This is a genomic window from Pseudomonas tensinigenes, from assembly GCF_014268445.2.
GTDB lineage: Bacteria > Pseudomonadota > Gammaproteobacteria > Pseudomonadales > Pseudomonadaceae > Aquipseudomonas > Aquipseudomonas tensinigenes.
The window spans coordinates 540,040-563,757 of sequence record NZ_CP077089.1; the positions used below are offsets into that span (position 1 = coordinate 540,040).

The window sequence follows — 23,718 nt, forward strand, 5'->3', positions numbered from 1 at the left end:
AAGCCGCCTTTAGGGGCGGCTTTTTTTATAATTAAAAGTATTGTGAGAAAAGCTTAATTCCAAGTTGGTTCCATTGGCTTGATTTATATATTTTGAAGTCAAACTCAGAAATTTTTTCCAATTGAGTTCTATAAGTATCTACATCCCTTGGGCGGCCATTTTTAATAATCAGTCGCAAAGCACTCAAAAAGCCATTAACAGATGTAGGTGTGAGAATTTTTGAGTCGTCATTTACTCTCCAATATTGAAGAGAGTTAAACTTAACGGCGTTGAGTAACAAATTTATTTCATTAGTGCAGAAGTCAATGTACGCGTCCAAGGCTTCTCTTTTATGCAATAAAAGATTTGCTTTCTGCTCGGAATTAGACCATGCATGGAAAAGGGAGTCATCACCATCACGTTTAACGAGTGGTTTTAGACCATATGTGACAATGGATGATATTTTGAGCTTGTTTTCTGTGTCAAATATATGTTCTTCAAGTTTTTCTTTTAAGGCGCCGGCTTTTGATAGTCTAGATACGACGGCTTTAGCTATGGCAACAGTTGAGTATGGATTTACAATCAGCTCAATCTCCTGTGTTAGAGAAGATTTGACTTTAGTCTGTTGGCTATTGATCTCCTGAAAAAGTCTCGCCTCAAATTGAACTCTATCTTGGTCAGATATATTTGGTTGGTGAATAATTCCTGTTACTAATAAGTTTTGCTTTGATCGTAGTTTTTTAATTTGAAGTTCGTGAGCATCAACACCTTCGTGGTAAGAGAAGATTCTATGCTGGCCATCAATGATGCCGATGATGTTGAACTCGTCGGGCAAAGTAACCCTGACAGGTTTCGTCTCGTCTAGCTGATCCTGTCGAAGTTGGTTGGATGTAGCTGGGTCATCAAATTTAGTCTCCGCGGGGAGAGTTGCTATGATGTTATTTACATATACGCGACCTTTGTCGGAAAGGTACTTACGCATATTCTTGATTTTCTTACTGTCCAATATTCTTTGATAAGAAAGATTTGGAGTCAGCCAACCATTCTTGCGTAATACATAACTTTTTTCTAGTAGCGACTTAGGGTCGGCATAGAAGGTGACAACTTTGTACCCAGTAGGGTAACTGCTATTCTCTTCGGGTAAGAGGAACGCTTCGTAGCTATGGGAACGACTTGTGTTTCTCGATTTCCCTTTGTTTTGTCCGATGTCAGAATATTTTATATTTAGATATTTAAATATTTCATACTTTGTAGTTTGGTGTAAGGTTTTTGCAAGGGCGATAAAATAATTTGTGAGTGGTCGTTCTATTATGTATACATCATGTTTGTTGGCATTTTCTTTGTGTTCATCACCGACTTTGTTCATGCTGAAGTAGGCTAGCCGAATAATGTAATCTTTTTCAGTGAAGTCGTTGCTTGAAATGTATTCCTTGAACTCCGGTATTTGTTCGCATAGACATTTAATAAATTCTATTGGATGTTCATTTATAAGGGAGAATATTACGCATTTTTTTGCGAGGTGCTCATTTGGAGAAGACGAAACAGTGTCTTCAACAATGACGATTATATTTTGATGTACGTATATGCCGTCTAGTTCGGTCGTTCGGCTTGAGTGCGTGGTTACAAATTTAAACTCTTTGTTTTCAGATTTTATGTATTTAAAACCCGATATTGTGAATATTTCTTTTGGTGCTAGCCTGAACTTCGCCGCTTCTCTTTTTTTCTTCGCCGCTAACTTTTGCTCGGCTGTCATCTTTTTTCTTGGTTTGCGTAATTTCACGGCCATGTTCATTTATATACTCCTGTAAGCTGTTTCGTTAATCGAAATTTCTATATTGCTGATAATCGCTTTTTCATTAATTTTTATTTTTTTATTTGCGGTTTTTTCTTTGAATTTGTGTGTGTTGGATGTTGAGTAAATGTAAAGTTCTTGATTTTCACATTCGGATTCAAATTCGGAAAATTCAGTTTTTATAATAAGCTCTGCGGATATTCCAAATTTTGATAAGGGTGCGCATCCAATGATTTTTGAAAGTTCTTCTTTTATTTGCTCAATGGTGTTGGTTGGTTCAATAAGAACTATATATTTTGCGGCGGATACTTGATGTGCGCCTAATTTTGTTTCGTCACTTCGAATTGCGAGAATGTGGGATATAGATATGTCGTAAATTTTAGATTTTTTTATTAGTACCTTGGCGAATTTTAAGATTCTAAGTTTGATTATGTTTTCTTTGAATTCTTCTTGTGATGGCGAATGTGTTGATCTTTCATACTCGATTACTCGACTTTTTAGGTTTTTTTTCAAATATGTTTTGAACATTTTTACATATTCAGCATTTAGCTCGAAGCCTGAATAGTCTCTTTTCATAAATGCTGCTTGCGCTGGCACAGTACCCGAACCAGAAAAAGGATCGAGAATCATGTCTCCCTCATCAGTAGTGAGCGTGATTATCCGTCGCACTAGATCTTCCGGAAGAGGGCAAAAGTGTTTTATGTACCCTTCACCCCATGAGCCTTGTGTCGGAATACTGAACTCCCAGATTTCTTCAAGACTTTTACCAAAGGGGCTATAGCGTTCAGGGTACTTAATCCACCATTCTTTAAGATCTTTTGTGTCTCTGGTTCTATCTGAGTAGTATTTAAAATTCGAACTCTTGGTGAAAAACAATACGTATTCAAAAATTTTTCTTGTTGCACCCTTTCGAGACCAAGGCACAGTTTTGTCTTTTTTCCATATAATGATGTCTTGTAATTTCCATCCTGCTTCAGTAGCGATCCTAGAGAAGTCAAATGGTAACGGGATGACAGTATCATTTCGTTTAAACGTGTCAATAATTACCCATAAAGATCCACTTTCCTTCGTGGCGGTGAATACTGACTTCATTACCTTACTCAAGTCTTCAAGGTAGGCGTTATAGTCTTGGCCAAATCCAATTTGATTTTTGTGCCCATAATCCTTCATGTCAAAGTAAGGTGGCGAGGTTATTGTTGTGTCGATAGAGTTGTCTGCTATCAGCTTGTTGAGTTTTCTAGCGTCAGAATTATAGATAGTGGCCATTTTAATTAAATGCTTGCTGATGGATTTTTTGCTGGATTTCAATTTTTGATTTTGAAAGGCAAGCAAATTTAATCGTATGGTTTAAGGTTAGATTTTCGCATGGGATTTTGAGAAGCGAGCGAGTAATAATCGTCAATATTTGAGCCGGTATGGAAACAAATTGACATAGTAGATTGAGAGCTATCACGCTGTCGGCAGAAAAACATCTATAATAGTAATTGGTATTCATTGTTTTCCATCCATAGTTGGCAACTCCAATTTTTCGTAAAAAACTGCTGGATATAGATTAAACCGAAAAGAAGGCGGATTGCCAGTAGGTTAACCTTTGCTATCGTTGATTAGCATTGGGAACCGGCTGTGCTGACTGGGTAGTCACACGTCGGGGATGGCTAGACATTTCGTTTGTGTCTTTTCGAAGCGGAAAAAAGAGATTAGGCGTTTGGAGATCATATGGAGTATCAGTTTCGACGGCGTGCGCGGTTGCGTCTCCGTTCTGTTAACCCATTACCTCAAACGCTGAAGCCATACCGTCCTGCTCACGCCTTGGCAGTCCCAAGGCTCCAGCCAGTGTCTGCCACTGGCTAATCACTTGGTGAAAACGTTCAATAACTTTTTTGGCATCTTCTTGGCTAACCCGAAAATACTCTGCCACTTCCCTCGCTAGCTCCAAATCCAAGGCGTTATCGGAGTCCGTGATGTTCAGCTTCAACCCATCCGCATGTGCCATCGGATTCATGTCATACGCTGCCGACAATCGCCAACCCCGACCAGGATCCAGAATAAAACCATGGTTTCGCAGGTGATCGTCGGTGTTGGAGACCAGGATGTTGAAGACGATTCGTGACCAGAGTTCACGGAGGTCGGTGTTGGGTTCCGAGCCGTGTTCCATGATCACTTCCGCCAACTCTAGATAGCTGGCGCCGGTTGAGGCGTCGTCGCCGTCGACACGGTTGGTCATGGTCATGGCTGATGCGAAGTGATGTCGGCCGCCGCGTTCGGTTCGGTCGAAACGCTTCACCAGGAAGCAGTGGTGATCGCTTGCGTAGCGTCGGGCCATACCGGTCGCAACACGTAGACCACAGTTGACCGCCAAAGCGTTTACTACAAATTCCCAACCGCCAACATCGTAGTCATCCCTAGTACTTGGGAATTTGGCGATCCACAGTTGGCCGAACTCGTCGACTACGCTGGCTTTCGGTCTTGCGCCGCCCAGCGAGCCGCCAGGTGCGATGAGCATTCTTAGCCATTCGCGGCCCTCGGTGGCTGTGTTGTCCCTATCGTTTTCCAGGGCGAGACTTGCCTGCTCTAACGCGCGTAGCTCGACAAAGGGTGGGGCGGCAACGCCGTCGCGGTCGTCGAGGAAGTTGCCTTCGTCATTGAGTTTGTAGCGAAGAGCGCCGACACGGAAAAGGTCGTGGACGCCAAGCAGGTAATCGGATTCAAACAACTTGCTGTTGCTGGGGAGCAAGCCGTCGCGAATGTCCCTTTCCAATCGGCGTTTCATCAGCAGTTGGCCCCAACGATCGGGGCTTGAGTCTGCAAAGACGCCAAAGCGGCTCTGATGTTCGCCGGGGAATTGGCGGCCTTCGAAGGGGCCGATGCGGGGGTCTAGAGTTATGAAGCTCAACTCGGGATCGGCCAGCGCTTTCGAGTCGTACTCAAAGTCGAACATGTTGGTGTTGCGTGTTTTCCTTGCGTGTAGAAATCCGAGGCGTCTGGCGCCTTTCAAGGATTCCCAGTCTGCATAAACAGCAATCAGCGTCATTCTTCACCTGTTGGGGGGCCGGCCTTTTTCTTCTTGTTCAAAAGGCTGGAGAGTGAGTGTGTGTTGAATGGGAAGTCAGCCGGAATTTTCGTGGTAGTGGCGGCATCGATAACGTTTGAAGTCCCGGCGTGTTCGGATGCGCCCTTTTTTACCGCACTGGCTGCTCGTACTCGCTGGGCTTTTTTGGTTGCGGATCGTGTTGCAGGCATTAACTGCGCATCCTGCAACTGGCGTCCCATCTCATCGGCTGCAGCGAGTTTGTTCAGATCCTTCTCCAACCCCAACACTTGCATGACCGAAAGGTAGGCACCGATGGTCACTCCTGATCCTCCCGTCTCCACATTGCGCAAGGTTGTCAGCGACATGCCAGATCGTTCAGCGACTTGCTTGGCCGTCAATTTTCGGCGCAGGCGAGCCAGCTTCAGGCGTTCGCCAAAGTCGACCAGAAGTCGAGCCGTGGAGGGCAAAAGCGGCGCTGTTTTCTTGGCCATGGTGGCAGTATTCCTTCATTTTTTAACCTTAACTGCCAGAATAATAGCACTTAAGTTGAAGGGTGCAGGGTAGAGCGGATCTGCAGTGTTCGAGTTTTTAAATGGCATTATTTCCACTGCTTTTAGGATATACAGCCAGAATACTGCCACTTATGGAGGCTGTGATTTCCATTCAGTTTCTGTTTCTACGGTTCTTTTCGAGAGCTGACTCACGTGAAGGAAGTGGCTTGTCGTAGCAGGCTCGCTTTTGCTCAAGCGACAACGTGGTCTTGTCGTCTGTTTTCGGTGTAGAGGTCGGACTGGAAGCGCGACGCTCCCTCCTTAAGATCTCGTCCATTTCCTGGACGCTTTCCATCAGCTCATCAAAAAATTTGCTCATGGTTACTCCGATGGTTGATTACCTTATTTACCGCTCTCGACGAATAGGTGAGAGCGGTGTGATCACTCAAGCTCCGGTCGGAGCTTTCCAATTGAGCATCCGCTGCTGCGCAACCTGCAGCAGGTCACAGCCATCCTGCGTCAGCAGATAGAGGGCGTGGGTGATGTGGGGGATGTCTTCGACGTCGGCTTGTTTGAAGCTGAGGCAGTAGAGGGTGCGTAGCAGGTCGCTCGAAGCGCGCAGGCGCTGGACGGCGCATTCGAGGATGTCTTGCGGGTTGGCCTCGGTGTCGATGAGCAGAGGCTTGGAGTCGGTGAGGTTGGATTCGAGTGGGCGGTAGCGATCAGTGGTGAATTGATTCCATGTTTTCATTTTTTGATCCTCATATGCTTCAGGTGAAGCCACCACATCGTGACCAAGCGACAGGAGGCAACTGTGTTCGGGTTGGTCAACCGGTGAGGATCGTGCACATACCCGGCACACCCGAAGGTGTCCCAAACACAGTCACCATAAACTGCAGGCAAATGAGTGCCGGCAGCATACAGCGCATGCGTATACACGATCCAATCGGGTGACCAAGCCCGAGCCGCTGATTAGCAGCGACAGCCACGACTATAGAGATCAGCTACACGAAGCCGATAGAAGACAAGGAGTCTGTCCTTGTAGGAACGGGACGTAGATTTGATAGGTCATCGCCGCTGATCGACCTTCTGTTTTAAACGAGCGCGTTTATCAGCCATCAATGCTCTGGATACCTCATCGGGAATGCTGGGGCGAGGATCATCAAGGCTGGCTTGAACCTGTCGGATTAACCAAGCCGTGTAGGCATCCTCGTCACTCGCTGGATCGAACTCATCGTTCGTAACATTCATTGTTGGATTCCTGCCCAAGGAGATATAGCGCTGACCTGGAGTGATCTAGTTGTATGCCGACTGCGCTGGCCTCTGTTTGGCCACTTCAAGCAAGTCGCAGCCATCCTGCACCAGCAGATAAAGTGCATTGACGATGTTGGGAATGTCTTTCACGTCAGCCTGTTTGAAACATAAGCAGTAGAGCGTTTCCAGCAAATCACCGGCCGCGCGTAAACGCTGATCGGCGGCATTGATCAAGTCAGTCTGGCTGGAGTGGCTGTCGATAAGCAGCACCGGGTTTTCGCTGTAGCAGGTCTTGAGTGGGCGATAGCGGTTGATCATGGTGAGGCATGTCCTGTTCGAAGGCGCTGGGGGCGGGCCGGCAGAGTGTTTGCAGCCGCGCCGGCCACTATAGAAGGGCGTTTCTCTGTGGGACAAGACAGCCGCAATGGACAGTATTCGTAGGGGTTTTTCCGTGGTTTGAGGAAATGCCCTACGTGTTTTCGCAGCTTTTTCAGGCCAAAACCCTTAGGCGTAATAATTCCTACTTGTTTGTCAGGCGATTCGCGCTAAAGCGCTGTATCGTGCGCGCCAGAATCTGTAGGGCGTTTCCAAACGTCTGACACGCGCTTAAAGGGAATTAGGTATGCATTGGCTACGAATGGCCGCGATTTTATTGCTCGGGCTGAGCACTTGCCGTTTGACCATGGCCTCGGACGTTGGCAATGCATGGGTGCTGGACCGTCTCGATCGCACCGATTGGCCGGAGGCACTCATCAGCCAGGCGAGCATGGACACGGCGTCGCGCGGTGAGGTGTTGATGTTCGCCAAAGCCCTGTTGGCCAGTGAAGCACTCGATGAAGAAGGGCTTGAGCAGCGACTCGGTGTGCCGCACGTGCAACTGAAGTCGATTCGCCACGTGCGCGATGGCCTCTGGGAGGGATTGCTGCGCACCTATCGCAACGCCAGTCAGAATTGTGATGAGCAACTGTTCTGTCCGTGTGTGCGCAGCGTCGCTGATCTGCGTCAGTTGGCGGCGGCATTCACCGGCGACATCAGCCCGGCCCATGCGTTGTGGGCGAGCAAGAGCCAAGGCGTGCATGAGCAGATGCTCAATGAGCAGTTGCGGATGGCGGTGTTGCGTCCCTGATTTTTTAAGCTTTGTGGTGTGCCGGCTGGCCTCTTCGCGAGCAGGCTCGCTCCCACAGAGTGCCACGGTGTTCGTGGCATCCGCTGTATCATTCCGAATCGATTTGGCCCCGACCTTTTCTCGACTCGCTGCGATCGCCCGCTAGGCTGTTGGCATGGCAGCAGTCAATGGAGTGACAGCGAATGCACAACACCCTGGAACAGGTTTTTGGTTTTCCACAGTTTCGACCCGGACAAGAGACGGCGATCAGCGCGGTGCTGGCCGGGCGTTCGGCGGCGGCGATTTTTCCCACCGGTTCCGGCAAGTCGATTTGTTATCAATTGCCGGCGCTGATGCTGCCGCACCTGACGTTGGTGGTCTCGCCGTTACTGGCGCTGATGCAGGATCAACTGGCCTTCTTGCAGCGTCATGGCATATCCGCAGGCAGCATCGATTCTGCGCAGAGTCGCGATGATGCCAATGACGTGATGGCCCGCGCCCGTTCGGGTGAATTGAAGATTTTGATGATCTCGGTGGAGCGTTTGAAGAACGAGCGCTTTCGCAACTTTTTGCAGCAGGTGCCGATCTCGTTGCTGGTGGTGGACGAGGCGCATTGCATCTCGGAATGGGGCCATAACTTTCGCCCCGACTACCTCAAGCTGCCGGACTACCAGCGCCAGTTCAACATCCCGCAAACCTTGTTGCTGACGGCCACGGCAACGCCGAAAGTCATCGCTGACATGCAGGCCAAATTCGCGATTGCTGCCGACGATGTGGTGACCACCGGCTTCTATCGGCCCAACCTCAACCTGTTGGTCGAACCGGTGCGCGGCCAGGACAAGCGGCGGCGTCTGGTGGAGTGGATGAGCGATCGTCCGGGGCAGCCGAGCATCGTCTACGTGACCTTGCAGAAAACCGCTGAGCACATCGCCGAACACCTTGAACGCAACGGCATTCAGGCCGAGGCGTATCACGCCGGTTTAGCCCATGACAAACGCGAGGCGATCCAGAAGCGCTTTATGGCTGGGCAGTCCAATTGCATCGTTGCGACGATCGCTTTCGGTATGGGCATCGACAAGAGCGACATCCGCAATGTGGTGCACTTCGACTTGCCCAAATCCATCGAAAACTATAGTCAGGAAATTGGCCGCGCCGGGCGCGACGGGCAGCCGTCGGACTGTCTGGTATTGGCCAATCGCGACAGCCTCAACGTGCTGGAAAACTTCGTCTACGGCGATACGCCGGAGCGTGATGGCATCCGCTATGTGCTCGACGAACTGAAGGCCTCGGTGCCGGAAGGACAGTGGGAGTTTCTGCTCGGGCCATTGGCGGATCAGAGCAATATTCGCTCACTGCCGCTGAAAACATTGCTGGTGCAACTGGAGCTGCGCGGGTTGATCGCGCCGCGCTATGCCTACTACGCCGAATACCGTTTCAAATACCTGCTGGAACCGGAAGCGCTGCTTGAGCGTTTCGACGGTGAGCGCAGGGAGTTCGTCGCCGCAATCATTCAGACTTCGGCGCGCGCGCGCACCTGGGCCACGGTGAATTTCGAGGCGATGTATTCGCAATATTCCGCCGAACGCAATCGGGTGGTGAAGGCGCTGGATTACTTTCAGGAAAAGGGCTGGGTCGAGCTGGAAAGCAAGCAGATGACCGAGGTCTACAGCCTGCTGAATAGTGACTTTGACAGCGATGCCCTGAGCGTCGAGCTGCATGAATATTTCACCCGGCATGAGCAGGCGGAAGTGGCGCGCATCCACACGATGCTTGAAGTGTTCGCCACCGAACGCTGCCTGGGGTATCGCCTGGCGGAGTATTTCGGTGATCACAATGCACCTCAGCAGTGTGGGCATTGTTCGGTGTGTCATGGCCAGGTGGCGCGATTGCCGGCGCCGCCGGAATTGCCAGCGCTTGTGGATAAAAACTTTGCGGCGTTGTGTGGCGATTTTGTCCACAGGCATGAGCAGCACACCGGGGTCATCCCGACAGCAGAGCGGGTGACGCGGTTTCTGTGCGGGATCAGTGTGCCGCTGTTTACCAAGCTCAAGGCGCGAGCGATTCCCGGGTTTGCGGAATTGGAAGAGTATCCCTACGGCGAAGTCCGCAGCTGGGCCCAAGAGCACCTTTGATCGTTGTAGGAGCTGCCGAAGGCTGCGATCTTTTGATGTTGATTTGTTCAAGATCAAAAGATCGCAGCCTTCGGCAGCTCCTACATTAAGTGTCATCAAGGCGAGGGCTCTATCCATCCGCTGAATGTCGATCATCACGGTAATAAACTTCAAAAACCGTCGTTGGCTGACTATGGTTGAGGTCTGTCTTTGGATCGCCAACAAGAGAACAACATGAGCCAGACATCCTTCGATATTCAGCAGGCCGCGGTGATCGGTGCGGGCACCATGGGCCGGGGCATTGTCATGTGCCTGGCCAACGCCGGTGTGACGGTGCAGTGGGTGGATAACAATCCACAGATGCTTGAGCAGGCGCTCGCCACCGTGGCCGAGACTTATGCACATAACGTGCGCCAGGGGCGAGTTGATCAGGCCGAGGCGGATGCACGTATCGCACGGGTCAGTGCGGCGGCGGATTACGCGGCGATTCGCAATGTCGATCTGGTGATCGAGGCGGTGTACGAAAATCTTGAGCTGAAGCAGAAGATCTTTCGTGAACTCGATGGCTTGCTCAAGCCTGAGGCATTGTTGGCGAGCAATACCTCGGCGCTGGACATCGATGCGATTGCTGCCGCGACAAGGCGCCCGGAGCAAGTGTTGGGCCTGCATTTCTTCAGCCCGGCACACATCATGAAACTGCTGGAGATCGTTCGCGGTGCGCAGACTTCCGCGGCGGTGCTGGAGGCCGCACTGGCGCTGGGCAAACGCATGGGCAAGGTCAGCGTGGTGTCGGGCAACTGCCACGGTTTTATCGGCAATCGCATGTTGCATCCGTATGTGCTGGAGGCGCGCAAGATGTTGCTTGAAGGCGCTTATCCACAGCAGATCGACGCGGCGCTGCAAGGTTTCGGTTTTGCCATGGGGCCGTTCCGCATGTACGACGTGGTCGGCATCGATCTGGAGTGGCGTGCACGCGAGCTGGCCGGCAAGGGGCAGGATGCGCCAGAGGTTCAGGTAGATAACCGTTTGTGCGAGATGGGCCGGTTCGGGCAGAAGTCCGGCAACGGTTATTACCATTACGAACCGGGCAGTCGCCAGGCTGAGCACGATCCTGAGGTCGATGCGTTGGTATTGCAGGTCAGCGAAGGGCTGGGCTTCCAGCGCCGCGAGATTGGTCCGGAGGAGATTCTGGAGCGCAGTTTGCTGGCGTTGGTCAATGAAGGCGCGAAGATTTTGCAGGAAGGCATTGCCCAGTCGGCGCACGACATCGATTTGGTGTATCTGAATGGCTACGGCTTCCCGGCGGACAAGGGCGGGCCGATGGCTTGGGCGGATCAACAAGGGTTGGCGGACATTCATCAGCGCTTGCTGGCACTGGAGACGCGGCAGGGTGATCAGTGGAAACCGGCGCGGTTGATTGGTGAGTTGGCGGCGCAGGGTAGGCGGTTTGCTCAGGATTAGTGTTGAAGTCAAAATCTTACCCCCTCACCCCAGCCCTCTCCCCCAAGGGGGCGAGGGGGAAAGGGAGCCGATCTCTGTGCCTTTCGCGTTCGGCTCGGCAATTCAGGTCGGTGTATGTCGAGAAAACACCTCGGTCAGTCCCCTCTCCCTCTGGGAGAGGGCTAGGGTGAGGGCTAGCGGCCTCACTGAAAAGCAGGAGAACCAGCACAACCATGTCCACCCCTCAACGCGCCGACTACCCGCACTTCCAGCCCATCACCACACGCTGGCACGACAACGACGCCTACGGTCACGTCAACAACGTCACCTACTACAGCTTCTTCGATACGGCGGTGAACACCTACCTGATTCAGGTCGGTGGTCTGGATATCCATGACGGTGAGGTGGTGGGATTCGTAGTCAGTTCGGCGTGTGATTACTTCGCTTCGATCGCCTTCCCGGATCTGATCGAGATCGGCCTGCGAGTCGGTAAGTTGGGCAACAGTTCAGTGCAATACGAGCTGGCGGTGTTCAAGGTCGGCGAAAGCGAGGCGTGTGCGGCCGGGCGTTTCGTGCATGTGTTCGTTGATCGGGCGAGCAATCAGCCAGTGCCGATTCCTGCGGAACTGCGGCATGCACTGGAATACCTTGTGGTTTAAAAAAGGCAAAAAAAATCGCAGCCCTCGGGCTGCGATTTTTGTTCAAGCATTCGCCTTAACGGTGGCGATAGTACTTGTGATGCTTGCGGTGGCCATAGGCATGGCCGCGACCTGGGTGGCCATCGCGGTAGTAGCGACGATCATCATGGCGACGGTCGTAACGACGATCGTCGTCATCACTCTTGTTGCCCATGTAGTTACCCAGCGCGCCACCGGCGCCGCCACCTGCTGCGGAGCCGATCAGGCTGCCGGTGGTGCCGCCCATGCTGCGGCCGACCACGTTACCGCCGGCTGCGCCCAGCGCACCACCGATGGCGGCTTCGCCACGGCTGCGTTTGTCGGCGCCGACCGCACTACCACCCGCGCCGCCCAGGGCTGCGCCGATGGTGGAACCTGTATTGCCGCCTAAGGACTGACCGACGACCGAGCCAAGAACCCCGCCCAATGCGCCGCCCACACCTGCTTCGGTGGTGCCGCCTGCGGAAGCAAAACCACTGACCAGGCCAAGGGACAACAAGAGAATCGAGGAGAACTTCATAGATGAGCCTCAAAGGGATGACGGCGCCGATCCTGAGGCTGTGTGACAAGCGTGACAATCGAAATCCGACGAATAACACGACTTGTATACAACTTTGCAAGTTGCTGTTTTTTCACCGGAACTTAACTGTTTTTTGCCGGTCTTTAGCTACTTCGGACAGGCCGTTTTTGTGAAAAAGCGGCCTTTTTTGTGGGCGTTGGAAAAGCCTTTGAGCTTTGAAAGGTATTGTCTGAACCGACGCCTTCGCGAGCAGGCTCGCTCCCACATTTGAAATGCATTCCAATGTGGGAGCGAGCCCGCTCGCGAAGGGGCCGATTCAGCGCCGCGTTATGCGGATTTGGCCATGATCAACCCGGTCTCACTCGCCGCTTCCAACCGAATCGCAATGAACTTCGATGTCGGCGTATGGCTGCCATCCCCGGTGCTCTCCAATGGCACCAGCGGATTCACTTCCGGGTAATAAGCAGCCGCTTGCCCGGCCGGAATATCAAACGCCAACAAAGTGAAGCCCTTCACCCGGCGCTCACGACCATCGTCCCACAGCGAAACGATGTCGGCCTTCTGCCCCGGCCGGAAGCCCAGACGAATGATGTCGGCCTCATTGGCAAACAGCACATCACGCTGGCCTTTCACCCCGCGATAACGGTCGTCGAGGCCATAAATCGTCGTGTTGTACTGATCGTGAGAGCGCATCGATTGCAGGATCAGATCCGGCAATTGCCCGGTGGCGCGGGTGCGTTCGTGCACCAGATCCTTGGGCAGCATGTTCGCGCGGAAATTGGCCCGGCCTGATGGCGTGTTCCACTTGCGTGCGCCAGCGCTGTTACCGAGGTAGAAACCGCCCGGGTTCTTGATCTTCTCGTTGAACTCTTTGAAGTTGGGAATGGTGTCGGCGATCAGTTCGCGGATGCGCCCGTAATCGGCCACCAGCCAGTTCCAGTCCACCGGTTTGCTGCCCAGTGTGGCGGCAGCGATGCCAGCGATGATCGATGGCTCCGAGCGCATCTGGTTCGACAGCGGCTGCAACTGACCGTTGGAGGCGTGAACCATGCTGAACGAGTCTTCCACGGTGACCGCTTGCGGGCCTTCGGTCTGGATGTCGATGTCGGTACGACCGAGGCACGGCAGGATCAGCGCGTCTTTACCGTGAGCGAGGTGGCTACGGTTGAGTTTGGTGCTGATCTGCACGGTCAGGTCGCAATTGCTCAGTGCGGCGAAGGTACGCGGGCTGTCCGGCGTGGCTTGCGCGAAGTTGCCGCCCAGACCGATAAAGACTTTGGCGCGTCCCTCGGCCATCGCATGGATCGCTTCGACCACGTTGTGGCCGTTGTGACGCGGCACCTTGAACTGAAAGCGTCGTTCCAGCGAATCGAGGAACGCTACTGGCGGACGCTCGTTGATGCCCATCGTGCGGTCGCCCTGCACGTTACTGTGGCCGCGCACCGGGCACAGGCCGGCGCCCGGTTTGCCGATGTTGCCGCGCAGCAGCATCAGGTTGGCGATTTCCTGGATGGTCGGCACCGAATGGCGATGCTGGGTGATGCCCATCGCCCAGCACATGATCACGTTCTTGCCCTTGGCGTACATGCGCGCAGCTTGCTCGATTTCTACGAGGGTCAGGCCGGATTGCTCGACGATCTGTTCCCACGGCGTGTCATCGACCACACCGAGATACTCCAGCACGTTAGCGCTGTGGGCATTGAGGAAGTCGTGATCGAACACAGCAGGTTCGCCAGCCTTCTGCGCGTCGCGCTCCCACTGCAGAAGGAACTTGGCCATGCCGCGCAGCAGCGCCATGTCACCGCCGAGTGCTGGGCGGAAATACGCGGTGTTGGTCGGCTTGTCGCCGTTGGTGAGCATTTCGATCGGGTGTTGCGGGTGCTGAAAACGCTCCAGTCCACGCTCCTTCAACGGGTTGATGCACACCACTTGCGCGCCGCGCTTCACCGCTTCACGCAGCGGTTCGAGCATGCGCGGGTGGTTGGTGCCCGGGTTCTGGCCCCAGACGAAAATTGCGTCGGCGTGTTCGAAATCGTCAAAGGTCACGGTGCCTTTGCCGACGCCAACGCTTTGCGCCAACGCAACACCGCTGGCCTCGTGGCACATGTTCGAGCAGTCAGGGAAGTTGTTGGTGCCGTAAGCGCGCACGAACAGCTGATACAGGTACGCCGCCTCGTTGCTGGCGCGACCCGAGGTGTAGAACTCGGCCAGATCCGGGCTCGGCAGACTTTGCAGGTGCTTGGCGATCAGCGTGTAGGCGTCGTCCCAGCTGATCGGCTTATAGCGATCGGTTTCGGCGTCGTAGACCATCGGCTCGGTCAGGCGGCCCTGATATTCCAGCCAGTAATCGCTCTGCTCCAGCAAGGAGGTCACGCTGTGTTTGGCGAAGAACTTGGCGTCGACGCGGCGCTTGGTGGCTTCCCAGTTCACCGCTTTGGCGCCGTTCTCGCAGAACTTGACCATGCCGCTTTCCGGCGAATCACCCCACGCGCAACCCGGGCAGTCGAAGCCACCGTTCTGGTTGGTCTTGAGCATCATGCGCAGGTTTTTCAGCGCGTTGTCGCTGGTCAACCAGGCCTGAGCCACACTGATCAGGGCACCCCAGCCCCCGGCGGCGCCTTTGTATGGCTTGTAGCGCGGGACAGGTTTCTGGTCGGCTTGATGATGTTGGCTCACGCTTGATTCTCCATCGCGGGGCTATACACCCGCGGCGCACTTTTCTGCGGCAGGTGGATGAGATTGAGGTTGTGTCGATGGGCCCATTGCACGGCAAGGCCCGTGGGCGCGGACAGGCTGACCAAGGTCTGGATGCCGGCGCGCAAGACTTTCTGGATCAATTCGAGGCTGCAACGGCTGGTGACAATCGCCAGGCCGCCGTCTGTGGATATCTTTTGCCGGATCAGTCCGCCGATCAGCTTGTCGAGGGCGTTGTGCCGGCCGATGTCTTCGCGCCCGAGCAGCAATTCGCCGCTGGCGTTCATGAATACCGCCGCGTGCACCGCACCGCAGTACTGGCCCAAAGGTTGAAATGCACTGATGCGCTGACGCAAACCGTCGAGCCATTCAATCGGCGGCAGCGGCGCGCCGGGCAACACCTTGAGATCGGGAAGCGCCTGTTCCACCGCTTCAACGCCGCAGAGTCCGCAACCGCTGGTGCCGGCCATTTGCCGACGTTGTTGCTTGAGGTTCCAGAACGCGCGATTGGCGATGGTCACTTGCGCGTATTGCGCGGACCCGGCCCCTGTCAGTTGCAAGTCATAGATATCGGTGGCATCGATGATGATGCCGCTGCCGAGGCTGAAGCCGACGATGAAGTCTTCCAGGTCGGTCGGTGTCACCAGCATCACTGCCTGACTGATGCCGTTATAGGCGATCGCCAACGCGACTTCCTCGGCGAGCGCAGTGCTGGCCGATTCCTCGCGGGGCAAATCGCTGTAACTGTAGGTCTGGCTGGCGGCAGGCGCGGGCGTTTCGATTGCTGGCGCCGCGCAGGCTGGGCGCTTGGCGTTCATGGCATCACCGACGGTTTGATCAACGTTAAGACTAGGCGCGGCAAGTTGTCGCGTCTAATCGCTAGTGTCGATCTATCGATAGATGCCGTCGATCATGAGGCGATTGGCGATTGTTGATAAAGCGCGAAACAGGCCTCGGCCAGCGCCGAACGCGGGGCGCTGCGGCGCATGATCAAGCCCAGCGGGGCGAGGGTCTGGGCGTTTTCGATGGGTTGCAGGCGCAGGTGATCGGTGAGTTTTTCCAGACCACCGTCGAGCGGCATGATCGCGCAGCAAAAGCCACCGTGTACGGCTTGTAACAATTGATGCACGGCGTCGGTTTGCAGCAACGGTTGCGGGGTCAGCCCTCGGCTGTGGAAGTTGTGGTCGATGGACTGACGAAAATGCATGCCACTGGTGAGCATGCCCAGCGGCAGTTCGATCAGCGATTCCCAGCTCAACGGTGCGTCGCCGAAGGTAAAGGTTCGCTGGTCGTACAAAAGGCCCATGCGGGTTTCATTGAAGGCTAGTGATTCGAAACGTTCTTGATCCAGACGATCCAGATAGGACACGCCGAGGTCGATGCGGTTGTTCGCCAGGTGTTCGAGGATCTGTTCAGAACTCAGCGCCGACATTTCAAAACGCAAATTCGGGTGGGCGCTGTGCAGGCGTTGCATCAACGGCAGCGGATCGAAACTCGACAGTGGCACCACGCCCAGCCGCAGCGTGCCGATCAGGTTGCCGCGACACGCCGCCGCTTCCGCGTGCAAACCGTCATAAGCCGCCATCACCGAGCGCGCCCACGCCAGTACGCGCTCGCCGGGTGCAGTGAAGCCTTCGAAACGCTGGCCACGGTTGACCAGCGGCAGGTCGAGTTCTTCTTCGAGGCTGCGCAGGCGCATCGACAGGGTGGGTTGAGTGATGTGGCAACGCGCGGCGGCCTGGCCGAAGTGGCGGGTTTCGTCGAGGGCGATGAGGAATTTCAGCTGCTTGATGTCCATCTTCGCTCCGGGCGCTGGCAGGGGTGGCCGATTCTACCGCTTGCGCGGTGGCAGGGTCATTGGTCGGCTTGGAACCGGGTTTGTCTGAGGTGGTCTAGGCTTGGACGACTGACCCTTTATTCCATGGAGAGAACCACAATGAGTCTTTTAAGTTTTGTAAAAGAAGCCGGTGAAAAGCTGCTCGATCTGCTGACCCCGGGTAACGACAATGCCAGTGAGCAGTTGAAGGAACACATCAGCAAGGTCGGCCTGGGCAATCCGAATGTGCAGGCGACGGTGGATGGCGACAAAGTGACCGTCACCGGTGAAGTCGCGAGTCAGGAAGAGAAAGAGAAGATTCTGCTGGCGGTGGGCAATATTGCCGGTGTTGGCAGCGTGGATGATCAGATCACCGTGACCGGCCCGGTTGTCACTGCCGCACAATTTGTCGTGGTCAAGTCGGGTGACACCCTCAGCGCGATTTCTCTGCGTGTGTACGGGGATGCCAACAAGTATCAGAAAATTTTCGATGCCAACAAACCAATGCTCAAGGATGTGAACAAAATCTATCCAGGGCAGACACTGCGTATTCCTGAGTAACACAGAACCCCTGTAGGAGCTGCCGAAGGCTGCGATCTTTTGACTTTGATTCTTAAAAACCAGATCAAAAGATCGCAGCCTTCGGCAGCTCCTACAAAGATCAAAGCCCTGCAATCAAATCCCGATAATCCTCAACCGCCGCAAACTCAGCCGTGTCCTTCGGCCCCTTGCGACTGTCCGGCTCCTTCACCGCCAACAAATGCGCCACACCAAAATCCCGCGCACTGCGCAGAATCGGCAAGGTATCGTCGATAAACAGGCTACGCGCCGGATCAAAGCCGATATCGGCCTGCAAGGCATCCCAGAACTGCGGATTTTCCTTGGGAAAACCGTAATCATGCGAGCTGATCAGCCGTTCGAAGTACGCTGCCAGTTCGATCCGTTCCAGCTTCAGCGACAGTGAATCGCGGTGCGCGTTGGTGATCATGAACACCCGTTTGCCGGCGCGTTTGATCGCGTCCAGAAAGGTATCGGCATCCGGCCGCAAGGCAATCAGGTGCGCGGTTTCCAGCTTCAATTCACGCACCGACAACTTCAGCTCGGCACTCCAGAAATCCAGGCAATACCACTGCAACTGACCGGCATGCCGTTCGAACAACGGCTGCAGCTCCATTTCGGCCATGGCCCGGCTGACCCCGTGCAGTTCGGCGTAACGCTGGGGCAGGTGTTCCAGCCAGAAATGATTGTCGAAGTGCAGATCCAGCAGCGTGCCGTCCATGTCGAGCAGAACGGTATCGATGTCGGACCACGGTAATGAAGGCATGGCAACGTCTCGAAACGGTAGAAAGATATCCGACATAAACAATCGGGAAAGCCGCGTTATAGTAGCGCGTTCACGCCAAGGAGCTTTGCATGCGCCAGAAACCCACCGTACTTGCCCGCGAGATCGTCGCCACCAGTCGCCTGTTTTGCGTCGAAGAACTCAAGCTGCGTTTTTCCAACGGCGTGGAACGCACTTACGAGCGTCTGGTCGGCAAAGGTGCGGGCTACGGCGCGGTGATGATCGTGGCGATGCTGGATGCCGAACACGCGGTGCTGGTCGAAGAGTATTGCGGCGGTACTGACGAATATGAGTTGTCCCTGCCCAAAGGCCTGATCGAGCCCGGCGAGGATGTATTGGCAGCGGCCGAGCGCGAACTCAAGGAAGAGGCCGGTTTTGGCGCGCGACAACTGGAACATCTGACCGAGCTGTCGCTGTCGCCCGGTTACATGAGCCAGAAGATTCAGGTGGTCCTGGCCACTGATTTGTACGAAGAGCGTCTGGAAGGCGACGAGCCCGAGCCGATGCGCGTCGACAAAGTGAACCTGCGCGAATTGTCGTCGCTGGCGCTCAATCCGCAGTTTTCCGAAGGCCGCGCGCTGGCGGCACTTTATTTGGCCCGGGATCTGCTGACCCAACGAGGGTTCTTTGCGTCATGAGTGAGATGTCGATGAAATTTCCCCACCCGCTGATGGCGTCCGTGGTTGAACTGGCATTACAGGCCGGCGAGGCGATTTTGCCGTTCTGGCGCTCCGGCGTTGAAGTCACGGCCAAGTCCGATGACTCGCCGGTGACGGCGGCGGATCTGGCCGCGCATCACCTGATCGTCGCCGGGCTGACGGCGCTGGATCCGAGCATTCCGGTGTTGTCGGAAGAGGACGCCAACATTCCCCAGAGCGTACGCGCCGGCTGGCAGCGCTGGTGGCTGGTGGATCCGCTGGATGGCACCAAGGAGTTCATCAGCGGCAGTGAAGAGTTCACTGTGAACATCGCGCTGATCGAGAACGGTCGCGTGGTGTTTGGCGTGGTGTCGATGCCAACCAATGGTCGTTTCTACGTGGGAGGTGCCGGTCTTGGTGCGTGGCGCTGCGACAAGGGCGGCACGCCGGTTGCGATTCAGGTGCGTGATGTGCCGGGGCCGGGAGAGGCGTTTACCGTGGTGGCCAGCCGTCGGCATTCGAGTCCCGAGCAAGAGCGTTTGTTGGCCGGGCTGAGTGCGAGTCTGGGCGAGTTGCAATTGGCCAATATCGGCAGCTCATTGAAGTTTTGCCTGCTGGCGGAAGGCGCGGCGGATTGCTATCCGCGCCTGGCACCGACTTCGCAGTGGGACACAGCGGCGGCGCAGGGTGTGCTGGAAGGTGCGGGCGGTGAGGTGTTGGATCTGCGTGGGGCAGCGTTCTGTTATCCGGCGCGGGAATCGCTGTTGAACGAGTTCTTTTTGGCGCTGCCGGCGAAGGCGGCGTGGCGTTCCAGATTGTTGGAGTTGGCTCAGGGTTAAGTGGGCTGATCCGCAATCCCCCTCACCCCAGCCCTCTCCCCCAGGAGAGGGAGCCGACCGAGTTGTCTCGCGTCATACATCGACCTGAAAGATCAGGTCGATTATGGATTCAGCAACGCGCGTTCAGGTCGATGCATTTCTGAAGCATCCCCCAATCAGTTCCCTCTCCCTCGGGGAGAGGGAGCCGACCGAGTTGTCTCGCGTCATACATCGACCTGAAAGATTAGGTCGATTATGGATTCAGCAAAGCGCTTTCAGGTCGATGCATTTCTGAAGCATCCCCCAATCAGTCCCCTCTCCCTCTGGGAGAGGGTTAGGGTGAGGGGCTGTTGATCTTCAGCGATGCAAAACGTACTGCCCGGTAAACGTCACTGCATCCTCATCTCTACCCGCATTTACGATTCGCGTTTCCAGCGCCAACCGCGCCCGCCCATAACGCCGATACATCGCCAGAAACTTCTTCCACACCGCTGAATCCGGCGCCGGGCAAATCGCCACGGCATCTCCAGTGACCGGAAGCGGATAACTGATCTGCCCCTCCTGAATCACGATGTGCCCGTCGGTGATTCCTTCTTCCTTCAAGCGCAAATGCAACCAGCCCCAACCGGCCAGCACCGCGCCGCAGTAAAGACTGCCGCCGAACATGGTGCTCTTGTGGTTGACGTTCGGATCGAGTGGCAGATGCAGACTCAACTGCTGCTCATGCCAGGCAAGCACTTTCAGCCCCATGTCCCGGGTCAGGGGAATGTCGTGATGCAGAACCGACTCCAGATAGCGACTGTCTGTGCTCATTCGTTCTCGTCCCCATGGCTACTGTCGCCGAAGTTGAGGCCATGCTTGCGCAATTTGTCATGCAGGGTTTTGCGCGGAATGCCCAAGGCTTCGGCGAGGCTGCGCACTGAACTGTGGGAGCGCCCCAGTTCGGCAGCGATCAAGGATTTTTCGAAATTTTCCACCTGCTCGCTGAGCCCGCCGCCAGTGACTTCCACGGTGGCGCCGGCACCTTCGGCGCCGCTGTTATCCAGCGCCAGTTCCAGTCCAAGAGCAAAGCGTTCGGCGGCATTCTGCAGTTCGCGCACGTTGCCCGGCCAGGTGTGGCGCAGCAGCAAGGCGCGCTGTGCCGGTTGCAGTTCGTGGGGCGGCAGGCCGTGGCGGGCGCTGGCTTCATCGGCGTAATGCTGGAACAGCACCAGCGCATCTTCGCCGCGTTCGCGCAGCGGCGGGATGCGCAGTGGCGCGACGTTGAGGCGGTAATACAAGTCGGCGCGGAAGCGTCCTTGATCGGCGGCCTGACGCAGGTCTTCCTTGGTCGCGGCGATGACGCGGATGTCCAGCGGGATCAGTTGATTGCCGCCCAAGCGCTCGACGACGCGCTCCTGCAACATGCGCAGTAACTTCACCTGCACGTCCATGCTCATGCTTTCGATTTCATCGAGAAACAGCGTGCCGCCATTGGCGAATTCGAACTTGCCGATCCGGCGTTTTTGCGCACCGGTGAACGCGCCGGGTTCGTGGCCGAACAGTTCGCTTTCCACCACCGACTCGGCCAGTGCGCCGGCGTTGATCGCCACGAACGGGCCGTTACGGCGGCTGGACAAATCGTGCAGCGCACGGGCGACCACTTCTTTACCGGCGCCGGTTTCGCCGAGGATCAGCACATCAGCTTTGGTCGCGGCCAGCGCGCCGATCTGCTCACGCAGACGCAGCATGGGCGTGGAGTGGCCGACCAGACGTGCACTCAATTCGTTGCGATCGCTGAGGGCCAGGCGCAGGCTGCGGTTGTCCAGCACCAGTCGGCGCAAGGCGAGGGCGCGGCGCACGCTGTCGAGCAGTGCGTCGCTGGCGAAAGGTTTTTCGAGAAAGTCATAAGCGCCGGCGCGCATAGCCTGCACCGCCAGCGGTACGTCGCCGTGGCCGGTGATCAGCAGCACCGGCAGTTCGGGATCCTGCGCGTGCAGTTCGCTGAGCAATTCGAGACCGTCCATCCCCGGCATGCGGATATCGCTGACCACCACACCCGGCCAGTCACGCTCCAGCTGTGCGGCCAGGCCCTTGGCCTCGGACAGCGGCAAGATTTTCAGGCCGGCCAGATCCAGGGTCTGGCCGAGGGCCTGACGCAGGTGCGGATCGTCGTCGATCAACACCACCTGAATGCGATTGTCGATGGTCATGCACTTCGATCCTCGGACGGTTGCAGGCTGACCCCGGGCGCACCGGCGCGCAGTCGCAGGGTAATCAAGGCGCCACCTTGCTTGTGGTTGGCAAACGACAGTTCACCACCGAAGGCGCGCATCAGCGTTTCACAGATTGCCAGCCCCAAACCCAAGCCCTGAGTGCGGGTCTTGGTGGTGTAGAAGGGCTCGCTGGCGCGGCCGAGGGCTTCCATGCAGAACCCTGGGCCGTTGTCGCGAATGTACAGATTGACGCCCTCGGCGGTGGATTCGGCACTCAACCACAGTTTGCGCGGCGGGCCTTTTTCGGTGAGGGCATCGAGGGCGTTGGCGAGCAGATTGCCGAGCACCTGGCGCAGGCGCGTTTCTCCAGCCTCGACCCACAGCGTGGCGGCCGGCAGATCGCGGATCAGCTCAACCTCCATGCTGCGGCGCCGTTTGGCCAGCAAGGCCAGGGCATCGTCGAGCGCCGGTTGCAGGGCAACGCTTTCCGGCGCGTGGCGATCGCGGCGGGCAAAGGCGCGCAGGTGGGCGATGATCGAGGCCATGCGCCCGGTCAGTTCGCTGATCAGTTTGAGGTTGCCGCGTGCATCGTCGGTGCGCTGATGATCGAGCAACACCTCGGCGTTTTCCGCGTAGCTGCGGATCGCTGCCAGCGGCTGATTGAGTTCGTGGCTGATGCTCGCTGACATGGTGCCCAGCGCCGACAACTTGCCGGCCTGGACCAGATCGTCCTGGGCGCGCACCAGTTCCTGCTGGGCCTGTTCACGCTCCAGTACTTCTTCTTTCAAACGCCGGTTGAGGCCTTCGAGGTCGCTGGTGCGCTCGGCGACGCGGCCTTCCAGTTCGCGGCGTGCCTTGGCCTCGAACGCGATGCGTTCCAGATAATGCCGACGGCGCTGCATCATCAGACCGAGCAATAGCATCAGTACCAACAACGTGGCCCCGCCGATGGCAACCACGGTCCGTACCGGGCGATCAATCAGCGTGCGCGGGGCAAGGATGCTGACGCTCCAGCCTGTTTCGGCAATGTCGTGGGTCTGGATCAGCCACGCCGTCGGGCTAAGGTTAAGCGGGCGCGGATCGCGGGTCGGGTAGGGCTGGATGGCAGTGATCGCCGAGCGTTCGCTGTCGCTCAAATTACGGGTCGAGCGAAAGCGCCATTCGGGGCGCGAGGTGAGGATGACCACGCCGTTGTGGTCGGTGACCAACAGTTGTTCCGGGGTTTTGCCCCACAGACTTTCGGTGTGGTCGAGGTCGACCTTGATCACCAGCACGCCGATGATCTTTTCGCCGTTACGCACGGCGGCGGCGAAGAAATAACCGCGTTTGGCCGACGTGGTGCCGAGGCCGAAGAAGCGCCCGAGACGTCCGGCCATGGCTTCGCTGAAGTAGGGACGGAACGAAAAATTGCGGCCGACAAAACTGTCGTGCTTGTCCCAGTTCGACGCCGCCAGTGTCTGGCCGCTGGTGTCCATCAGGTACATGACTTCGGCGCCAGTCTGCGCGGCAATGTTCTTCAGCAGGCGATTGGCATTGCCTTGGGTGACGCCGTCGTCCGGCGCACCGAGTACCGCGCGCAGCGCCGGCAGGTCGCCGAGGATTTGCGGCAACACTTCATAGCGGTGCAGGGTGCCCAGCAGGTTGGCGACGTACAGGTCGAGGGTCTGGCGGTTCTGGCCGGCCAGTTCGCTGCGGTAATAGCGCTCGGCGAGATGTTCCAGCGGCCACAACAGCGGCGCCAGACACAGGGCCAGCAGGGCGAGACTGCGCCAGCGAGGTCTGGGGGGAAGGGTTGGTTTCATGAGCCGATGCGCC

General features: G+C 56.0%; 22 protein-coding genes and 1 pseudogene. 7 read left to right on the forward strand and 16 right to left on the reverse strand.

All coding sequences use genetic code 11. The features are described from left to right. Positions 1-31: 31 nt before the first annotated feature. The 8 genes and pseudogenes from HU718_RS02355 to HU718_RS02390 all read right to left on the reverse strand — a co-directional run bounded on the left by HU718_RS02355 (position 32) and on the right by HU718_RS02390 (position 6,865). Positions 32-1,771: a DGQHR domain-containing protein gene (locus tag HU718_RS02355; protein WP_186613089.1), complete on the reverse strand. Its 1,740-nt coding sequence runs from the start codon at positions 1,769-1,771 to the stop codon at positions 32-34. Beyond that, positions 1,772-3,037 (reverse strand): DNA-methyltransferase, encoded by a 1,266-nt coding sequence (locus HU718_RS02360; protein WP_186613087.1) that lies wholly within the window; start codon positions 3,035-3,037, stop codon positions 1,772-1,774. Between the two features lie 496 nt (positions 3,038-3,533). After that, a complete protein-coding gene (locus HU718_RS02365) occupies positions 3,534-4,802 on the reverse strand; it encodes a type II toxin-antitoxin system HipA family toxin (protein ID WP_186613085.1) in 1,269 nt (422 codons plus the stop codon). After that, positions 4,799-5,293 (reverse strand): helix-turn-helix domain-containing protein, encoded by a 495-nt coding sequence (locus tag HU718_RS02370; protein ID WP_186613083.1) that lies wholly within the window; start codon positions 5,291-5,293, stop codon positions 4,799-4,801. The genes HU718_RS02365 and HU718_RS02370 overlap by 4 nt, the downstream gene beginning before the upstream one ends. 301 nt (positions 5,294-5,594) lie before the next feature. After that, positions 5,595-5,672: pseudogene (locus HU718_RS29935) on the reverse strand (transcriptional regulator); the annotation flags it as partial. 66 nt (positions 5,673-5,738) lie between these two features. Next, positions 5,739-6,044 (reverse strand): hypothetical protein, encoded by a 306-nt coding sequence (locus tag HU718_RS02380; protein WP_186613079.1) that lies wholly within the window; start codon positions 6,042-6,044, stop codon positions 5,739-5,741. 317 nt (positions 6,045-6,361) lie between these two features. Then, a complete protein-coding gene (locus tag HU718_RS02385) occupies positions 6,362-6,544 on the reverse strand; it encodes an antitoxin PaaA2 family protein (RefSeq protein WP_186613077.1) in 183 nt (60 codons plus the stop codon). 45 nt (positions 6,545-6,589) lie between these two features. Continuing rightward, positions 6,590-6,865: a hypothetical protein gene (locus HU718_RS02390; RefSeq protein WP_123449446.1), complete on the reverse strand. Its 276-nt coding sequence runs from the start codon at positions 6,863-6,865 to the stop codon at positions 6,590-6,592. 304 nt (positions 6,866-7,169) lie between these two features. Here HU718_RS02390 and HU718_RS02395 point away from each other — a divergent pair, with 304 nt between their 5' ends. The 4 genes from HU718_RS02395 to HU718_RS02410 all read left to right on the forward strand — a co-directional run bounded on the left by HU718_RS02395 (position 7,170) and on the right by HU718_RS02410 (position 11,862). After that, entirely contained in the window at positions 7,170-7,673 is a 504-nt protein-coding gene (locus tag HU718_RS02395; protein WP_186613074.1) for a polysaccharide deacetylase, read from the forward strand. Between the two features lie 182 nt (positions 7,674-7,855). Then, a complete protein-coding gene (locus tag HU718_RS02400) occupies positions 7,856-9,784 on the forward strand; it encodes a RecQ family ATP-dependent DNA helicase (protein WP_150811795.1) in 1,929 nt (642 codons plus the stop codon). A gap of 213 nt (positions 9,785-9,997) precedes the next feature. Next, positions 9,998-11,224 (forward strand): 3-hydroxyacyl-CoA dehydrogenase, encoded by a 1,227-nt coding sequence (locus tag HU718_RS02405; protein ID WP_186613072.1) that lies wholly within the window; start codon positions 9,998-10,000, stop codon positions 11,222-11,224. A gap of 212 nt (positions 11,225-11,436) precedes the next feature. After that, positions 11,437-11,862, forward strand: a complete 426-nt coding sequence (locus HU718_RS02410) for an acyl-CoA thioesterase (RefSeq protein WP_150709098.1) — start codon at positions 11,437-11,439, stop codon at positions 11,860-11,862. 55 nt (positions 11,863-11,917) lie between these two features. On the opposite strand, the gene HU718_RS02415 is transcribed toward HU718_RS02410, so the two are convergent. The 4 genes from HU718_RS02415 to HU718_RS02430 all read right to left on the reverse strand — a co-directional run bounded on the left by HU718_RS02415 (position 11,918) and on the right by HU718_RS02430 (position 16,892). Next, the gene (locus HU718_RS02415; RefSeq protein ID WP_007909074.1) at positions 11,918-12,400 is read right to left on the reverse strand and encodes a glycine zipper domain-containing protein; all 483 of its coding nucleotides are present in this window, start codon (positions 12,398-12,400) and stop codon (positions 11,918-11,920) included. A 327-nt stretch (positions 12,401-12,727) separates the two neighbouring features. Then, on the reverse strand, positions 12,728-15,076 hold the full coding sequence (locus HU718_RS02420) for an FdhF/YdeP family oxidoreductase (RefSeq protein ID WP_077570248.1): 2,349 nt from the start codon (positions 15,074-15,076) through the stop codon (positions 12,728-12,730). Further along, entirely contained in the window at positions 15,073-15,912 is an 840-nt protein-coding gene (gene fdhD, locus HU718_RS02425) for a formate dehydrogenase accessory sulfurtransferase FdhD (RefSeq protein ID WP_186613070.1), read from the reverse strand. The genes HU718_RS02420 and fdhD overlap by 4 nt, the downstream gene beginning before the upstream one ends. Before the next feature lie 92 nt (positions 15,913-16,004). Beyond that, positions 16,005-16,892 (reverse strand): LysR family transcriptional regulator, encoded by an 888-nt coding sequence (locus HU718_RS02430; protein WP_150708012.1) that lies wholly within the window; start codon positions 16,890-16,892, stop codon positions 16,005-16,007. A 138-nt stretch (positions 16,893-17,030) separates the two neighbouring features. Between HU718_RS02430 and lysM the strand changes: the two genes are divergently transcribed. Further along, entirely contained in the window at positions 17,031-17,471 is a 441-nt protein-coding gene (gene lysM, locus HU718_RS02435) for a peptidoglycan-binding protein LysM (protein WP_186613068.1), read from the forward strand. A 100-nt stretch (positions 17,472-17,571) separates the two neighbouring features. Here the strand turns inward: lysM and yrfG are convergent, their stop codons facing one another. Then, the gene (gene yrfG / locus HU718_RS02440; protein WP_150708011.1) at positions 17,572-18,234 is read right to left on the reverse strand and encodes a GMP/IMP nucleotidase; all 663 of its coding nucleotides are present in this window, start codon (positions 18,232-18,234) and stop codon (positions 17,572-17,574) included. A gap of 89 nt (positions 18,235-18,323) precedes the next feature. Here yrfG and nudE point away from each other — a divergent pair, with 89 nt between their 5' ends. Next, positions 18,324-18,890, forward strand: a complete 567-nt coding sequence (nudE, locus tag HU718_RS02445) for an ADP compounds hydrolase NudE (protein WP_150708010.1) — start codon at positions 18,324-18,326, stop codon at positions 18,888-18,890. Between the two features lie 5 nt (positions 18,891-18,895). Further along, positions 18,896-19,729 (forward strand): 3'(2'),5'-bisphosphate nucleotidase CysQ, encoded by an 834-nt coding sequence (cysQ, locus tag HU718_RS02450; protein WP_150708015.1) that lies wholly within the window; start codon positions 18,896-18,898, stop codon positions 19,727-19,729. A 336-nt stretch (positions 19,730-20,065) separates the two neighbouring features. Here cysQ and HU718_RS02455 read toward each other — a convergent pair whose 3' ends face one another. Genes HU718_RS02455 through HU718_RS02465 form a run of 3 tightly spaced genes read right to left on the reverse strand, consistent with a single transcriptional unit; the run spans position 20,066 to position 23,705 of the window. After that, positions 20,066-20,521, reverse strand: a complete 456-nt coding sequence (locus HU718_RS02455; protein ID WP_186613066.1) for a YiiD C-terminal domain-containing protein — start codon at positions 20,519-20,521, stop codon at positions 20,066-20,068. Then, the gene (locus HU718_RS02460; RefSeq protein ID WP_102899577.1) at positions 20,518-21,900 is read right to left on the reverse strand and encodes a sigma-54-dependent transcriptional regulator; all 1,383 of its coding nucleotides are present in this window, start codon (positions 21,898-21,900) and stop codon (positions 20,518-20,520) included. The genes HU718_RS02455 and HU718_RS02460 overlap by 4 nt, the downstream gene beginning before the upstream one ends. Next, entirely contained in the window at positions 21,897-23,705 is a 1,809-nt protein-coding gene (locus tag HU718_RS02465; protein ID WP_095120800.1) for a sensor histidine kinase, read from the reverse strand. The genes HU718_RS02460 and HU718_RS02465 overlap by 4 nt, the downstream gene beginning before the upstream one ends. Positions 23,706-23,718 lie beyond the last annotated feature (13 nt).

Excerpts from the sequence above, each read along its gene's own strand:
- HU718_RS02460 (WP_102899577.1), bottom strand. The coding sequence starts at position 21,900 with ATGACCATCGACAATCGCATTCAGGTGGTGTTGATCGACGACGATCCG.
- nudE (WP_150708010.1), top strand. The coding sequence starts at position 18,324 with ATGCGCCAGAAACCCACCGTACTTGCCCGCGAGATCGTCGCCACCAGT.
- cysQ (WP_150708015.1), top strand. The coding sequence starts at position 18,896 with ATGTCGATGAAATTTCCCCACCCGCTGATGGCGTCCGTGGTTGAACTG.
- HU718_RS02360 (WP_186613087.1), bottom strand. The coding sequence starts at position 3,037 with ATGGCCACTATCTATAATTCTGACGCTAGAAAACTCAACAAGCTGATA.
- HU718_RS02355 (WP_186613089.1), bottom strand. The coding sequence starts at position 1,771 with ATGAACATGGCCGTGAAATTACGCAAACCAAGAAAAAAGATGACAGCC.
- HU718_RS02430 (WP_150708012.1), bottom strand. The coding sequence starts at position 16,892 with ATGGACATCAAGCAGCTGAAATTCCTCATCGCCCTCGACGAAACCCGC.
- HU718_RS02405 (WP_186613072.1), top strand. The coding sequence starts at position 9,998 with ATGAGCCAGACATCCTTCGATATTCAGCAGGCCGCGGTGATCGGTGCG.
- HU718_RS02410 (WP_150709098.1), top strand. The coding sequence starts at position 11,437 with ATGTCCACCCCTCAACGCGCCGACTACCCGCACTTCCAGCCCATCACC.
- HU718_RS02390 (WP_123449446.1), bottom strand. The coding sequence starts at position 6,865 with ATGATCAACCGCTATCGCCCACTCAAGACCTGCTACAGCGAAAACCCG.
- HU718_RS02365 (WP_186613085.1), bottom strand. The coding sequence starts at position 4,802 with ATGACGCTGATTGCTGTTTATGCAGACTGGGAATCCTTGAAAGGCGCC.
- HU718_RS02415 (WP_007909074.1), bottom strand. The coding sequence starts at position 12,400 with ATGAAGTTCTCCTCGATTCTCTTGTTGTCCCTTGGCCTGGTCAGTGGT.
- HU718_RS02400 (WP_150811795.1), top strand. The coding sequence starts at position 7,856 with ATGCACAACACCCTGGAACAGGTTTTTGGTTTTCCACAGTTTCGACCC.
- HU718_RS02385 (WP_186613077.1), bottom strand. The coding sequence starts at position 6,544 with ATGAATGTTACGAACGATGAGTTCGATCCAGCGAGTGACGAGGATGCC.
- fdhD (WP_186613070.1), bottom strand. The coding sequence starts at position 15,912 with ATGAACGCCAAGCGCCCAGCCTGCGCGGCGCCAGCAATCGAAACGCCC.
- HU718_RS02370 (WP_186613083.1), bottom strand. The coding sequence starts at position 5,293 with ATGGCCAAGAAAACAGCGCCGCTTTTGCCCTCCACGGCTCGACTTCTG.
- HU718_RS02465 (WP_095120800.1), bottom strand. The coding sequence starts at position 23,705 with ATGAAACCAACCCTTCCCCCCAGACCTCGCTGGCGCAGTCTCGCCCTG.
- yrfG (WP_150708011.1), bottom strand. The coding sequence starts at position 18,234 with ATGCCTTCATTACCGTGGTCCGACATCGATACCGTTCTGCTCGACATG.
- HU718_RS02380 (WP_186613079.1), bottom strand. The coding sequence starts at position 6,044 with ATGAAAACATGGAATCAATTCACCACTGATCGCTACCGCCCACTCGAA.
- lysM (WP_186613068.1), top strand. The coding sequence starts at position 17,031 with ATGAGTCTTTTAAGTTTTGTAAAAGAAGCCGGTGAAAAGCTGCTCGAT.
- HU718_RS02455 (WP_186613066.1), bottom strand. The coding sequence starts at position 20,521 with ATGAGCACAGACAGTCGCTATCTGGAGTCGGTTCTGCATCACGACATT.
- HU718_RS02395 (WP_186613074.1), top strand. The coding sequence starts at position 7,170 with ATGCATTGGCTACGAATGGCCGCGATTTTATTGCTCGGGCTGAGCACT.